The following is a 12,211-nucleotide window of genomic DNA, read 5'->3' as shown; positions in this document are numbered from 1 at the left end:
CTGTAAGCCCTCACCCTAATGTCAAAGATCATACTTTTGAACCCCTCAAATCCGACTCGTGTGCTTTTGTTAGGCTCACCCCCATGTCCCAGACCCACCTCCTCCCGGCGTCGGACCTCCATGCCACCACCGTGGACCGATTGGGCCTCGCCGTGTGCCGGGGAGAGATGGCGAGCGGCTCCGTGGTGCGGATCGACGAGCTCGAGGAACGCTTCGGGGTGTCGCGCTCCGTGGTGCGCGAGGCGCTGCGGGTCCTGGCGTCCATGGGTATGGTGGCCTCGCGCCGCCGCGTGGGCGTGCAGGTGCGGCCGGCGACCGAGTGGAATCTCTACGACCCCCAGGTCATCCGGTGGCGCCTGGCCTCGCACGGGCGTGTGGCCCAGCTGCGCTCACTGTCCGAACTCCGGACCGCCGTTGAACCCCAGGCCGCTGCGCTCGCTGCGCTGCGGGCACCCCTGGCCAGCGCGAGTGAGCTGATGGGCCTGTCGGGGAAACTGTGGGAGGCCGGACGCAGTGGCGACACCGAGCTGTTCCTGCGGCTCGACATCCAGTTCCACCGCCTCGTGCTGTCCAGTTCGGGCAACGAGATGTTTGGGATGCTGGACTCGCTCGTCGCGGAGGTGCTCACGGGCCGTACGCACTACGGGCTGATGCCGCAGCACCCCCACGAGGAGGCCCTGCAGATGCACGTGGACGTGGCCAGCGCCATCCAGCGTGCCAACTCCTCCGACGCGCACGCGGCGATGCTGGCCATCATGACGCGGGCGATGAACGAGATGAGCACGCTGTGGAACGAGGAGGCGCACAAGAACGGGGTGCCGGAGTCCCCCCTGCCTCACGCGGCGCCGGAGGTCCTCGCGTAGCGGTGGGAGCCGGTCGACGCCGGGCGGGCTGCCGGCCTCACCGCCGGCCACAGCGCGTCCAGCGACGGCAATCCGTGCAGCCGTGCGATCTCGACGACGGCCGCTGCGCAGATCCCGGCGTCACTGCCGGCGTCGTGGTGCCGGAACCCTCCCAGCCCGAGGGCCGCCGCGACGTCCGGCAGCCGGTTCGAGGCGAGCCCGAGGACGCGCCGCGCGAGCGCGACGGAGCAATGGAAGGGAGTCTCCGGGACCGCGAGCCCCGACTCCGTGCACGCGCCGCGCAGCACGGACCGGTCGAAGGAGGCGTTGTGAGCCACGAACGGATCGTTCCCGGCGAAGGCCTGGATGCGCTGCAGGCTCTCAGGCCACCGCGGAGCCGACCGGACATCGGCGGGGCGGATGCCGTGGACGTCGATGTTCCGCGGGGCGAAGTCGCTCACGGAGTGCGGGGGCCTGATCAGCCAGGACGCCGTATCGACGACGACGCCGTGCCGTACCTTCGCGAGGCCGACGGCGCAGACGGAGCCGCGCTTGCTGTTCGCGGTCTCGAAGTCGATCGCGGTGAAATTGAGACCCTGCACTGTTCTCCCTGTAGCCGGCGCCGCCCGTTCTGCGGCCCTGACCAGCGTAGCCGCCGGGATCGGCGCCGGCCTTCAGGATCCCTTGCGACGCGTCTAGACCCCCACCCGGTCGTCCTCGCTTGGCACGGCCGCGTCACGGGCGACGGACTCCAGCAGGCCCGCCGCCAGGCAGGCACGCTCGACGAGCCCGTCGAGGCTGACCCACTCGTTGCGCGCGTGGGCGCCGGCTCCCACCGCACCGAGACCGTCCAGCACCGGATGGCCCAGGGCGGCAGCGAAGTTGCCGTCGCTGGCCCCGCCCACCGACGTCTCCGTCAGCGTGAGACCGAGACTCCCGGCTACCTCGACCGCCCGCGCGAAGAGATCCGCAGTGCCCGCCGAGCGGGTCATCACGGGGCGGTTCCAGCCCCCGCTCACCGTCAGGGACGCCCGCGGGTCCTTCGGCGCCAGATCGGCCAGAAGCGCATCGACGCGCGCAGCTTCGGCGGCCGACGACACCCGGACGTCGACGTCCGCGATCGCGACGCCGGCCGTGACATTGGTCCGGGTGCCGCCCGCCAGGAGCCCGACGTTGATGGACGTCCCCGCCGTGAGATCGGCCGCGTCATGCAACTGGGCGACGACGCGCGCGATCTCGTCGATGGCACTGGCCCCCACCTCGGGATCGAGCCCCGCGTGGGCCTCGATGCCCCGCGCCTCGACGCGGAAGATCCCGACGCCCTTCCGTGCCGTCTTGATGGCACCGTCCGCGCTCGCCTCGAACACGAAGACGGCGCCGCCGCGGGAGACCGCTTCCTCGATGACCGGTCGGGACACGGGACTGCCGATCTCCTCGTCGCCGTTGAGCACCAGCCGGACATGCGGGCGCGGGAGGTCGAGTGCTGCAGCGGCCTTCAGCGCCCAGACCAGCTGCACCAGCCCGGCCTTCATGTCGAAGACCCCGGGCCCTGTCAGCCGGTCTCCCTCGATGCTCGGCGGCCAGTCGTCCACCGTCCCCTTCGACCACACCGTGTCGTAGTGGCACAACGCCGTCAGCCACTCGCCGTCATGACTCCCCGCGGTATAGTCGGCGATCGCCATGTCCCCGTACTGCCCGCCGTCGATCACACGGCGGGAGGCCGGTGCGCCGAGCCGTTCGTGCAGCCATCCTTCGAGCCAGGCGAGGCCGCTGTCGAGGAGTTCCTTGTCATCGGAGGGTGTCTCGACGGAGGCGTAGTCCCTGAGGTCCTGCACCATCTCGTCGCGGTGCGACTCCATCCAGGAGCGGAGCTGGGATGTCGGAGCCATGATCAGGATGCCGCCTTCCGGTCGAGGGCCGCGAGATGGTCCTCGCTCATGTCGATGGTGTCCGCCTCACGCTGCCGGATCAGCGTCAGCAGGTCCTGGAGCAGGGGCGTCGCGATGCCGTGGCGTTCGGCCAGGGCGAGCACCGGGAGGTACTGCGTCGGGACCTCGGTGGGCCGTTTGCGCACCACGATGTCACGCCAGATACCGGAGCGGGTCTTGCTCTGTGTCGCCAGCCACGCGACGAGGGCGTCGGTGGCCGCCGTGGTCCGATCAGGGTCGGCTCCCCGGCGGTAGCACGCCGGGTCGAAGGCATCGAAGGGTTCGAGCTCCACGGACTCGGCCGCGGCGACGTCGAAGACCTCTGCTGCGAGGCCGTTCATGGCGGGACGGTGGCGGTCGATCAACTCGCTCATGTCGCGATCCGCGAGGGCGGTCGCCGTGAGCATCGCGCCGAACCCGAGCTTCGACCAGAGATAGCCCTGCACGTTGCCCGTCACCTTCGGCGTACCCCAGTGCCGCAGATCCTCCGCCAGCCGGCGGGTCCGTGCGCTGGTGCCGCCGGCGAATTCGCCGATCGCCATGCCGCCGGATCCGCCGTCCTTGATGACGCCGGGTCCGACGACGTCCGCGAACAGGTCGACGAACGCGGCGACGGTCCTCTCGGTCCCGACATGCCGGGCGATCGTCGCCTCGTTGAGGCCGTTCTGCAGGGAGGCCACGTAGCCGTCGGTGGCGAGGCGCGGAGCGATCCACGCTGCCGCGCTCTCGGTGGCCTGGGCCTTCACCGCGAGCAGCACCCGGTCGAGTTCCTGCGGGGCGTCGTCGAGCGTGAATGCGGGGAGGTCTGCGGTGATCGTGCCCTGGGGGCTGTCGACCCGCAGCCCTCCTGCCCGGATCGCCGCGATGTGGTCATGGTCCGCGTCGATCAGCTGGACGGGGACGCCCTGGGCGTGGAGATGCACGGCCAGCGTGCCGCCGATGGCGCCCGCGCCGACGATCGTGTACGGGTGGTCAGTCATGCTGCTCCTTCTTGGTGAGGTCGGTGGGCCAGTGCAGGGGTAGGTTCAGGGCGCCGGCGGAGGATCCACCGTCGACCCGCAGGATCTCCCCCGTGATCCATTCCGCCTCGTCGCCCGCGAGCCAGACGACCGCCCGCGCGATGTCGTCCGGCACTCCCCTGCGTCCGAGCGGATTCCCGGACACTGCGGCGGCGTAGTCCTCGGTCACCGGGTTGGCGGTGCTGTCGACGGTCACGAATCCCGGTGCGACGGCATTGACCCGGATGCCCAGCGGTCCGAGTTCCAGTGCGGAGGCCCGCGTCGCCATCTCGAGGGCTGCCTTCGACGTCGCGTAGGGTGCGGCACCCGGACGTGCGCGGAGGGCGGCGCCCGAGGAGATGTTGACGACGTTCGCCCGCCGTCCGGCGTCGACCGCCTTGTTGGCCAGCGCCACGGTCGCCAGGAGCGGCGCCCTGGTGTTCAGGTCCAGGACGGCATCCCAGGTGTCCGCGTCGAGGCTGCGGAAGGGGGTGGCCGGGTAGACGCCCGCAGAGTTCACGAGGACGTCGACGGGCGCGATGTCCCAGGCTTCCTCGATCATGGTCCGCGGGGCGGTGCCCGACCGGAGGTCCAGCACCGCGGTGCGGACATCGTCCGCGCCTGCGGTCCCGCATTCGGTTGCGACGGCGTCGAGGCGGTCCTGCTGGACGTCGACCAGGGTGAGCCGGTCCCCGAGCGCCGCGAAGCGCAGTGCTGTCTGCCGGCCGATCCCGCTGGCCGCTCCTGTCACGACGATGTGGCGTATCAATCGAGCGCCTTCCCCTTCGTCTCGGGCATCGTCAGGTACACGACCAGGCCGATCGCTGCAGCGATGGCGCAGTAGACCCACACGAGTCCGCCGTATCCGTTCGTGTTCATCCAGGTGGTGATGTAGGGCGCCGTGCCACCGAAGATCGCGACGGCGAGGGCGTACGGCAGGCCGATACCGGTGGCCCGGACCTCCGGTGGGAACTGCTCTGCCATGATGACCGCGCAGTTCGCGGAGTAGCCGAGCAGCAGGATGACGCCGATCAGCTCGATGAGGAGCAGCATCCAGAAGTTGCCGTTCAGCAGGGCGAAGGCCGGCCAGGAGAACAGGAGGAACCCGCCGGCGAAGGCTGCCATGGTGGGCTTGCGGCCGATCCTGTCGGACAGGATCCCGGCGAACGGCAGGAGGACCAGGAACACCCCGACGGCGATGAAGTTGGCCGTGAGTGCCTGGCTGAGTGGCATACCCGTGGCGACGGCGGCGTACGTGGGCATGTAGGAGACCCACATGTAGTACAGGAGCGTTCCGGCGATGGTGATACCGAAGACCCTCATCGCTGCCTTCGGGTGCTGGGTGAACATCGTGAAGAGCGAATTGCGCCGTGTCTCGGTCGATGCCTCGGCCTGGGCCTTGGCCGTCGCGAAGGAGTCCGTCTCCTCGACCGAGGAGCGCAGCCACAACCCCACCAGCCCCAGCAGGGCGGCGACGATGAAGGCCAGGCGCCAACCCCAGCTGTCCAGCGCCTCGGGAGACAGGGTGGAGGTGATGATCGCGCCCATGCCGGAAGCGATGAGCACACCCGCGCCGACCGAGACCTGCTGCCAGGAGCCGGCGAAGGCACGGCGCTTGGGCGCTGCGGATTCGACCAGGAACGCGGAGGAGGAGCCGAATTCGCCACCGGCCGAGAAGCCCTGGAGCATCCGGGCGATCACCAGGATGATCGGGGCGAGGATGCCGACCGCATCGTAGGTCGGAGCGAATCCGATGATGGCGGTGGCCCCCGCCATCATGCCGATGGTGAGCACCAGGCCCTTCTTGCGCCCGTGGCGGTCGGCGTAGGTCCCCATGACCGCCGCACCGACGGGACGCATGACGAACCCGACGGCGAAGATGGCCAGGGTGGCGAGCAGTGCCGCCACCGGGTCGCCCGGTGGGAAGAAGTGGTGGGCGAAGATCGACGAGAACGTCGTGTAGACGGCCCAGTCGACCCATTCGACGGCGTTGCCGATACCGCCGGCGATGATGGCCTTCCGCCCGCGGGCGCTGAGTTTCGTGTCGTGAACCGCCGTGGCGGTGGTTTCTGCGCTCATTGGCTTTCCTCGGAGGTGAGTGCGGGACGGAGGTGGTGGGCGAGCTCGGCGTGCGTGGTCACCCAGACATCGTCGTGGGTGCGGATGTGCTTCAGGAGTTCCTCGAGGACCACGAGGCGTGATCGGTGCCCGATGATGTGGGGGTGCAGCGTCAGCTGGAAGACACCTCCCGCGGCATAGGCGGCGTCGAACTCGTCCTTCCAGATCTGGACGAGGTGGCGCGGCGCCATGTACGGCCGCAGTGACGCGAAACGGTCCATCATGAGATACGGCGCATCGTCGCGGATCCACTCCACCGGGATCTCGATGATGCCGGTGGCCTCCCCGTCTGCCAGGAGCTCGTAGGGTTCGTCATCCGCCATCAGGGAGGAGTCGTAGGCGAATCCGAGCTCGCGGATGACCCGCAGCGTCGAGTCCGAGAAGTCCCAGGACGGTGTGCGGATGCCGACCGGCCGCTGACCGGACTGTTCCTCGAGGACGCCGAGTGCCCGGCCCAGCAGGTCCAGTTCCTGCTCGTACGTGAGCTGCGTGTTCCGTTCGTGGATCCAGCCGTGGACGGCCACCTCGTGACCGGCGGCGACATAGGCCGGTACCTCGTCCGGCCGCAGCAGTGCGCAGACTGCCGGGATGTAGAACGACGACGGCACCTCGTACCGCCCGAGCAGATCGAGGATGCGGGGCACGGCCACCCGTGCACCGTACTCTCCCTGCGCCATCCGCCCGGGCGAGGTCTCACCGTCGCGCAGTGAGGGCGTCTCGTGGTCGGAGTCGAAGGAGATCAGGACGGCTGCTCTCGCCCCGTCCTTCCAGCGTCGCGCCTGATCGGCATCGACGAGCGATCGTCCTGCTCGAACCCGTTCGACGTGGCTCCTCCACGTCTCCTCGGGCCAGCGCCAGGGTTCTGCAACAGTCATGGTGATCTCTTCTCCTGGAAGGGTGGAGGCTCCGCGCAACGGTCCGGTGTGGTGCGCGTCTCACCATCAACGTAAGCTGATTCGTTCGGCCAGGCAACCCTTTACGGTTAATTCGTTCAGGAATCTCTCCTCATATGAGAAAAACCAGCGACAACCCAGTACAGAGTGAACAACCCACCTGTAGTCTCGACAGCATGACCGCAGTACCGACCCTGCAGCCCCCGAGCCGGCCCGCCGCCATGGATGAGACAGATCTCGATATCGTCGCCGCCCTGCAGCACGCACCCCGGGTGCCGGCGAATGCCCTCGCCGAGATCCTGGACGAGCCCACGAGTACCATCACCCGACGGCTGAACCGCCTCCAGCGCGAGCGGCTGGTGAGGGTCATCGGGCGCTTCGCCTGGCCGCTCGTCACGTCGGGGAATCCCCGGCAGCTGTGGTTCCGGTGTACGCCCGGCAGGGCGCCCGACGTCGCCGAGGCGTTGAAGGCGATCCCGGAGATCCAGTTCCTCCTGCTCACGACGGGGAGTGCAGACATCTATGCGGACCTCTTCCCCCTGCACGGGACCGACATCGACGAGCTCCTCACGCGGACCATCCCATCGATTCCCGGGGTGGCCTCCACGGAGAGCCAGTTGGTGCTCGAATCCCAGCGGGTGGGCCAGTCATGGCGCCTCCAGCGTCTGTCCGACGAGCAGCAGGCCGCGCTCCAGACCTACGTCATCCCCGTCAACAGGCCACCGATCGGCGGGCTCGAGGACCTGAGCGACGTCGAAGTGAGAATCATGGCGGAGCTCGGGGCCAACGCCCGGATCTCCGCGGCCGAGGCGGCCCGACAGCTCGGCATCAGCAGTTCATCGGCCTATCGGGGGATGCAGCTCCTGCTGGGCAGCGGCGCGGTGTCCCCGCGTGTCGAGGTCGAACCCGCGGCCGCCGGATTCCCCCTCAACGCCATCATCTCCCTCCAGCTCAAGCCCAGGTCCATCGCCGGCGTGCTGGAGGAGCTGAGCGGGCAGAAGTCGGCCCGCATGGTGTCGATGGTCACCGGAAAGGCATCGGTCATCTACAACGGGGTGTTCTCCGGGCCGGCAGAGCTGGCCCACTTCATCACCGAGGAGATCGGGGCGCTGCCCGGCGTCCAGTCCATGGATACCTGCGTGGGCCTGAGTGTGCTGCGGCGTTACTGGATGGACCGGGACGGGGTACTGATCGGGAACCAGGTCGAGGGTCTCCTCCGGCGCTAGCGGAAGCCCTACAGCTCCGGCGCCCGCTTCGCCCACCCGGTCGCCTGCTCGAACGCATACGCCACCTGCAGCAGCTCCACGTCGCTGCCGTGCGGCATCACCAGCTGCAGCCCCACGGGCAGGCCGCCCTCGCTGAAACCCGCCGGGACCGACACCGCGGGCAGCCCGGTCGCCGAGACCAGGCAGGCCGAGCGCATCCAGTCCAGGTACGTCTCGAACTCCACCCCGTTCACCGACGTCGGATACCGCTCCGCGGCGTCGAACGGCAGCACCTGCGCCGCCGGACTCGCGAATACGTCGTACCGCCCGAAGTAGCGCCGCACACTCGTATCGAGCCGGGTCCGTGCGACGGCGGCGTCGACCATGTCCTGCGCCGTGAGCTGCAGCCCCTGGTCCACGTTCCACCGGATCTCGGGTTTGATCGCCTCGCCGTGCTTCTGCACGAGCTCGCCGAGGCCCAGCACGAAGTCGAAGGCGCGGGTCGTGCCGAACACCTGATCGGCGTCCCGCAGATCCGGCGCGGCCTCCTCGACGATGGCGCCCAGGTCGGCGAAGACCTGCAGCTGTCCCTCGAGGACCCGCAGCACCTCCCGGTCCACGGGCACGCCGACCCCGAAGTCGGGCGACCAGCCGACGCGCAGCCCGGTCAGGTCCCGCTGCAGCGGGGCTGCGAAGGAGCCCTCCACGGGGTAGGCGTACGGGATGGCCGGATCGGCACCGGCGATCGCCGTCATCCCGAGGGCGATGTCCTCGACGTCGCGCGCCATCAGTCCGTTGCGTGCCAGCCATGCCCAGGCGTTGCGCGTCGGTACGGACGGGACGACCCCGATCGAGGGCCGGTACCCGACCACGTTGCAGAACGACGCGGGGATGCGCAGCGAGCCGCCCATGTCGCTGCCGTCGCCGAGCGGCTGGATGCGCGCGGCGATCGAGGCCGCCACTCCCCCGCTGCTGCCGCCGGCGCTGCGGGTGGCGTCGTACGGGTTCACCGTCGTACCGAACACCTCGTTGAAGGTGTGCGAACCGGCGGCGAACTCCGGCACGTTCGTCTTGCCGGTCGTCACCGCGCCCGCGTTCTTCAACCGAGCGATGATCAGGTCGTCGACCGTCGGCACGAAGTCCCGGAAGACCGCCGATCCCTGTGTCGTGCGCAGCCCCTTGGTGTTGTGCGTGTCCTTGTGGGTCATCGGCAGCCCGTGCAGCGGCGGGAGGTCGGCGCCCGATGCCGTCAGCTCGTCGGCGGCGGCCGCGAGCGCCGCAGCGCCCTCGCGGTCCTCCGTGACGACGGCGTTGATCGATCCGTTAACCGCATCGATCCGCGCGAAGTGCGCGTCCAGCGCCTCCCGGGCGGACACGTCACGGCTGCGGATGGCTCCCGTCAGTTCGACGGCGGACAGGTCGGAGAGCGCACTGGTCACGCGGTGGTCCCGACCTTGGACAGCAGAGCCGTCATCGCCGCCCGCACTCCCGTGGAGAGCGTCGGCTCGATCGCCGGCGCGAAGTACGGCGAGTGGTTGCCCGGGACGGGGTCGTCGCCGTCGAGCAGCTCCTGCGGGTGCCCGCCAAAGAACCAGTAGACGCTGGGCACGCCGATGGCCTCGGCCAGGAGGCCGAAGTCCTCGCTGCCCATCACGGGCGGGGACTCGATGACGGCGTCCTCGCCCAGCACCTCGCCGAGCACGGCCATCAGATCCTCCGTCGAAGCAGGGTCGTTGTAGCACTGGGGGAAGTTCGTGATCTCCTCGATGACCGGTTCCGGTGCACCCGACGCAGCAGCCTCGGCGCTGATGATGCGCCGCAGCGAGCCGAGGACGCGCTCGCGCACGTCGACGTCGAAGGTGCGTACATTGAGCGTGAATTCGGCCGACGCCGGGATGATGTTCTCCTTCAGCCCGCCGTGGAACGTGCCGATGGTGACCACGGCGGACTTCATCGGATGCACCTCGCGGGACACGATGGTCTGGATCCGCACGATCATGTGCGCACCGAGCACGATCGGGTCGATCGACTGCTCCGGCTGCGACCCGTGGGCCTGCTTGCCGTGCACGGTCACCTTCCAGGAGTCCGCCATCGCCATGGCCGTGCCCTTGCTGATGTTCACGGTGCCGGCGAGTCCCGGCCAGACGTGCTGTCCGTAGATGATCTCGGGTTTCGGCGCCTTGTCCCACAGTCCGTCCTCCACCATGGCCTCGGCGCCCTCGCCGGTCTCCTCGCCGGGCTGGAAGATGAACACCACGGTGCCGGACCACGCCTCGCGGCTCTCGGCCAGCAGCTGGGCGGCGGTCAGGCCCACGGTCATGTGGGTGTCGTGGCCGCAGCCGTGCATCACCGGGACATCGGTGCCGTCGGCGAGGTTGCCGGCCGCCGTGCTCGCGTAGTCGAGGCCGGTGTCCTCCGCGATGGGCAGTCCGTCCGTGTCGGCCCGGTAGCCGACCACCGGGCCGTCGCCGTTGCGCAGGATCCCGACGACGCCGGTCCCCCCGCACAGGAAGGTCTCCATCCCGAGGTGGTTCAGCTTCTCGAGGATGAACGCGGCGGTGTGCGTCTCCTGCATGGAGAGCTCCGGGTGGGCGTGGAGGTGCCGGTACAGCTCGTGCATCGCGGTGGTGTCGGCGTCGGAGAGGTTGAAGACGGCGGTGTCGATGGTCATGGTGTCCTTTCGGGCGGGTCTGTCTGGGAGCCTAGTTGACGAGCGTGGTGGGTGTGGCGGTCGCCTTGCGCGAGCGCAGGAACCAGGCCAGGACGGCGGTGATCAGGACGACGACGCCGGTGGCCGGCTTGGCGAGTGCGGGCACTGCCGGCACCAGGACGAAGAGCACCACGACGGCGACGACGACGGCGATCACTGTGACGCGGGGCTGCTTCATGGTGACGATGAGCTGGACGAGCACCCCGCCGATGATGGCCGGGAAGATGTAGAGCCGGGCCACGTCGACGATGTCGGTGGGGATGATGCTGACCAGCCAGGTCCCGAGGATCCCGACGAACAGGAGCATCGAGACGACGTGGACCATCGCCGCGCCGCAGATGGCCATGAGGGCCGCGAACTCGCCGCGCTTGGTACCGGCCTTTGCTCCGATGGCGGCCTGTGCCACGAGGGCCGAGGGCAGGAGCTTGTTGGCGATGTTGCCGATCATGAACGCCTGGTACATCGCGGCCGGGCCGAGCACCGGGTAGTAGGTGATGGGCTCCACGAACCAGAGCACGAAGAACGCGGCGGCGACGGCGAGATAGGCCGTCCAGATCATCCCGCCGGTGATACCCAGGTCGGTGGACAGCACGAGGTAGAGCGGGGCGGCGAGGGAGAACAGGAGCGCGGCGCCCATGGTGAGCTGGCCCCAGCGGGAGGTGGTGCGGTCGAACTCGGCGAGTGAGGCGGAGGGGGTGACGGCAGTATCTGCAGCAGACATGGTGGTTCCTTTCGGGTGAGGTACTGCCTAGGCGGTGGGAGCCATGCCGGAGGTGTGGGCGATGTAGGCGGCGAACAGTCCGACGATGATCGAGATGCCGAGGCCCCACTCCCTCAGCCAGGTCGCGGAGGTCCTGTTCGCGAGGAGGATGCACACGCCCATCGTCACGGCCGAGACGATGACGGAGAGGATGTGGACGGGTGTCTTGCCGAGTTCGGCGATGCCGAGGCTCGCGAAGGCCCCGATCAGGGCGGCGGCAGGCACGATGGCCATCAGGGCGGGGTTGACGCGGCGGAGCTTGGTATCCCCCCTGCGCAGCACCGGCGTCAGCACGAGCGTCGCGAGCATCCAACCGGCGCCGGAGAGGCTCATGGCCATGAAGGCGACCACGAACACCGCCTGCGTGTAGTCGGCGCCGCCGAGGGTGGCACCCATGGTGCCCGCGGCGAGGCTCGCGGACGCCGACTCGGTGGCTGCGGAGCCGACGAGGCCGATCCGCACGAGGACGGCCGGCGTGCCGAACAGTGTGAGGAGGGCGATGCTGACGAGCACCACGGCCAGCGATGGGCCGATCGCCGCGATGGCTCCCGCCCGGAAGGACGTCCGCAGTTCCTCCGCGGAGATGTCCGCCGCGGGGCCCGCTTTCCTGGCGGCCTTCATGTAGATGAGGGACTGCACGATGATGGCGCCGAAGACGCCGATGGCGAGGATCCAGAGGACGGGCAGGTTGGCGATCGCAAGGATGTCCGTGGACAGTCCCTCGGGAGTCGGTGCGGTTTCCATGGGAGCTCCAGTC

The 12,211-nt window shown here is 69.1% G+C and carries 12 protein-coding genes; 2 read left to right on the top strand and 10 right to left on the bottom strand.

Annotation, left to right across the window (positions count from 1 at the left end; genetic code table 11):
• The first annotated feature begins 83 nt into the window (after positions 1–83).
• Entirely contained in the window at positions 84–863 is a 780-nt protein-coding gene (locus QFZ50_RS01430; RefSeq protein WP_307081188.1) for a FadR/GntR family transcriptional regulator, read from the top strand.
• Here the strand turns inward: QFZ50_RS01430 and QFZ50_RS01425 are convergent.
• From QFZ50_RS01425 to QFZ50_RS01400, 6 genes are all read right to left on the bottom strand, one after another.
• Positions 836–1,444: a 3'-5' exonuclease gene (locus tag QFZ50_RS01425; protein ID WP_307081185.1), complete on the bottom strand. Its 609-nt coding sequence runs from the start codon at positions 1,442–1,444 to the stop codon at positions 836–838. The genes QFZ50_RS01430 and QFZ50_RS01425 overlap by 28 nt on opposite strands.
• A 93-nt stretch (positions 1,445–1,537) precedes the next feature.
• Positions 1,538–2,731, bottom strand: a complete 1,194-nt coding sequence (locus QFZ50_RS01420; protein ID WP_307081182.1) for a M20 family metallopeptidase — start codon at positions 2,729–2,731, stop codon at positions 1,538–1,540.
• Between the two features lie 2 nt (positions 2,732–2,733).
• Positions 2,734–3,750 carry a ketopantoate reductase family protein gene (locus QFZ50_RS01415; RefSeq protein ID WP_307081180.1) on the bottom strand — a complete coding sequence of 339 codons (1,017 nt, stop codon included), beginning with the start codon at positions 3,748–3,750 and terminating at the stop codon, positions 2,734–2,736.
• The gene (locus QFZ50_RS01410) at positions 3,743–4,537 is read right to left on the bottom strand and encodes an SDR family NAD(P)-dependent oxidoreductase (RefSeq protein ID WP_307081178.1); all 795 of its coding nucleotides are present in this window, start codon (positions 4,535–4,537) and stop codon (positions 3,743–3,745) included. The genes QFZ50_RS01415 and QFZ50_RS01410 overlap by 8 nt, the downstream gene beginning before the upstream one ends.
• Complete coding sequence (locus QFZ50_RS01405; RefSeq protein ID WP_307081176.1) at positions 4,534–5,847, bottom strand: MFS transporter; 1,314 nt, start codon at positions 5,845–5,847, stop codon at positions 4,534–4,536. The genes QFZ50_RS01410 and QFZ50_RS01405 overlap by 4 nt, the downstream gene beginning before the upstream one ends.
• Entirely contained in the window at positions 5,844–6,761 is a 918-nt protein-coding gene (locus QFZ50_RS01400) for a polysaccharide deacetylase family protein (RefSeq protein ID WP_307081174.1), read from the bottom strand. The genes QFZ50_RS01405 and QFZ50_RS01400 overlap by 4 nt, the downstream gene beginning before the upstream one ends.
• A 194-nt stretch (positions 6,762–6,955) precedes the next feature.
• Here QFZ50_RS01400 and QFZ50_RS01395 point away from each other — a divergent pair, with 194 nt between their 5' ends.
• Positions 6,956–8,005 (top strand): Lrp/AsnC family transcriptional regulator, encoded by a 1,050-nt coding sequence (locus QFZ50_RS01395; RefSeq protein ID WP_307081172.1) that lies wholly within the window; start codon positions 6,956–6,958, stop codon positions 8,003–8,005.
• Between the two features lie 8 nt (positions 8,006–8,013).
• On the opposite strand, the gene QFZ50_RS01390 is transcribed toward QFZ50_RS01395, so the two are convergent.
• The 4 genes from QFZ50_RS01390 to QFZ50_RS01375 are packed head-to-tail and all read right to left on the bottom strand — an operon-like array spanning position 8,014 to position 12,198.
• The gene (locus QFZ50_RS01390; RefSeq protein WP_307081170.1) at positions 8,014–9,423 is read right to left on the bottom strand and encodes an amidase; all 1,410 of its coding nucleotides are present in this window, start codon (positions 9,421–9,423) and stop codon (positions 8,014–8,016) included.
• Positions 9,420–10,655 (bottom strand): amidohydrolase, encoded by a 1,236-nt coding sequence (locus QFZ50_RS01385; RefSeq protein ID WP_307081168.1) that lies wholly within the window; start codon positions 10,653–10,655, stop codon positions 9,420–9,422. The genes QFZ50_RS01390 and QFZ50_RS01385 overlap by 4 nt, the downstream gene beginning before the upstream one ends.
• 31 nt (positions 10,656–10,686) lie before the next feature.
• On the bottom strand, positions 10,687–11,415 hold the full coding sequence (locus QFZ50_RS01380; protein WP_307081166.1) for a hypothetical protein: 729 nt from the start codon (positions 11,413–11,415) through the stop codon (positions 10,687–10,689).
• A 27-nt stretch (positions 11,416–11,442) separates the two neighbouring features.
• Positions 11,443–12,198, bottom strand: a complete 756-nt coding sequence (locus QFZ50_RS01375; protein WP_307081164.1) for a DUF5058 family protein — start codon at positions 12,196–12,198, stop codon at positions 11,443–11,445.
• Between the last annotated feature and the right edge of the window lie 13 nt (positions 12,199–12,211).

Source organism: Arthrobacter agilis (assembly GCF_030816075.1).
Taxonomy (GTDB): Bacteria; Actinomycetota; Actinomycetes; order Actinomycetales; family Micrococcaceae; genus Arthrobacter_D; species Arthrobacter_D agilis_E.
Note: the sequence above shows the minus strand (reverse complement) of the source record. Positions and strands in the feature narration are given on the sequence as shown.

Bases quoted from the DNA above. Each gene is read 5' to 3' on its own strand.
- QFZ50_RS01375 (WP_307081164.1), bottom strand. From the start codon at position 12,198: ATGGAAACCGCACCGACTCCCGAGGGACTGTCCACGGACATCCTTGCG.
- QFZ50_RS01415 (WP_307081180.1), bottom strand. From the start codon at position 3,750: ATGACTGACCACCCGTACACGATCGTCGGCGCGGGCGCCATCGGCGGC.
- QFZ50_RS01420 (WP_307081182.1), bottom strand. From the start codon at position 2,731: ATGGCTCCGACATCCCAGCTCCGCTCCTGGATGGAGTCGCACCGCGAC.
- QFZ50_RS01395 (WP_307081172.1), top strand. From the start codon at position 6,956: ATGACCGCAGTACCGACCCTGCAGCCCCCGAGCCGGCCCGCCGCCATG.
- QFZ50_RS01405 (WP_307081176.1), bottom strand. From the start codon at position 5,847: ATGAGCGCAGAAACCACCGCCACGGCGGTTCACGACACGAAACTCAGC.
- QFZ50_RS01385 (WP_307081168.1), bottom strand. From the start codon at position 10,655: ATGACCATCGACACCGCCGTCTTCAACCTCTCCGACGCCGACACCACC.
- QFZ50_RS01430 (WP_307081188.1), top strand. From the start codon at position 84: ATGTCCCAGACCCACCTCCTCCCGGCGTCGGACCTCCATGCCACCACC.
- QFZ50_RS01380 (WP_307081166.1), bottom strand. From the start codon at position 11,415: ATGTCTGCTGCAGATACTGCCGTCACCCCCTCCGCCTCACTCGCCGAG.
- QFZ50_RS01400 (WP_307081174.1), bottom strand. From the start codon at position 6,761: ATGACTGTTGCAGAACCCTGGCGCTGGCCCGAGGAGACGTGGAGGAGC.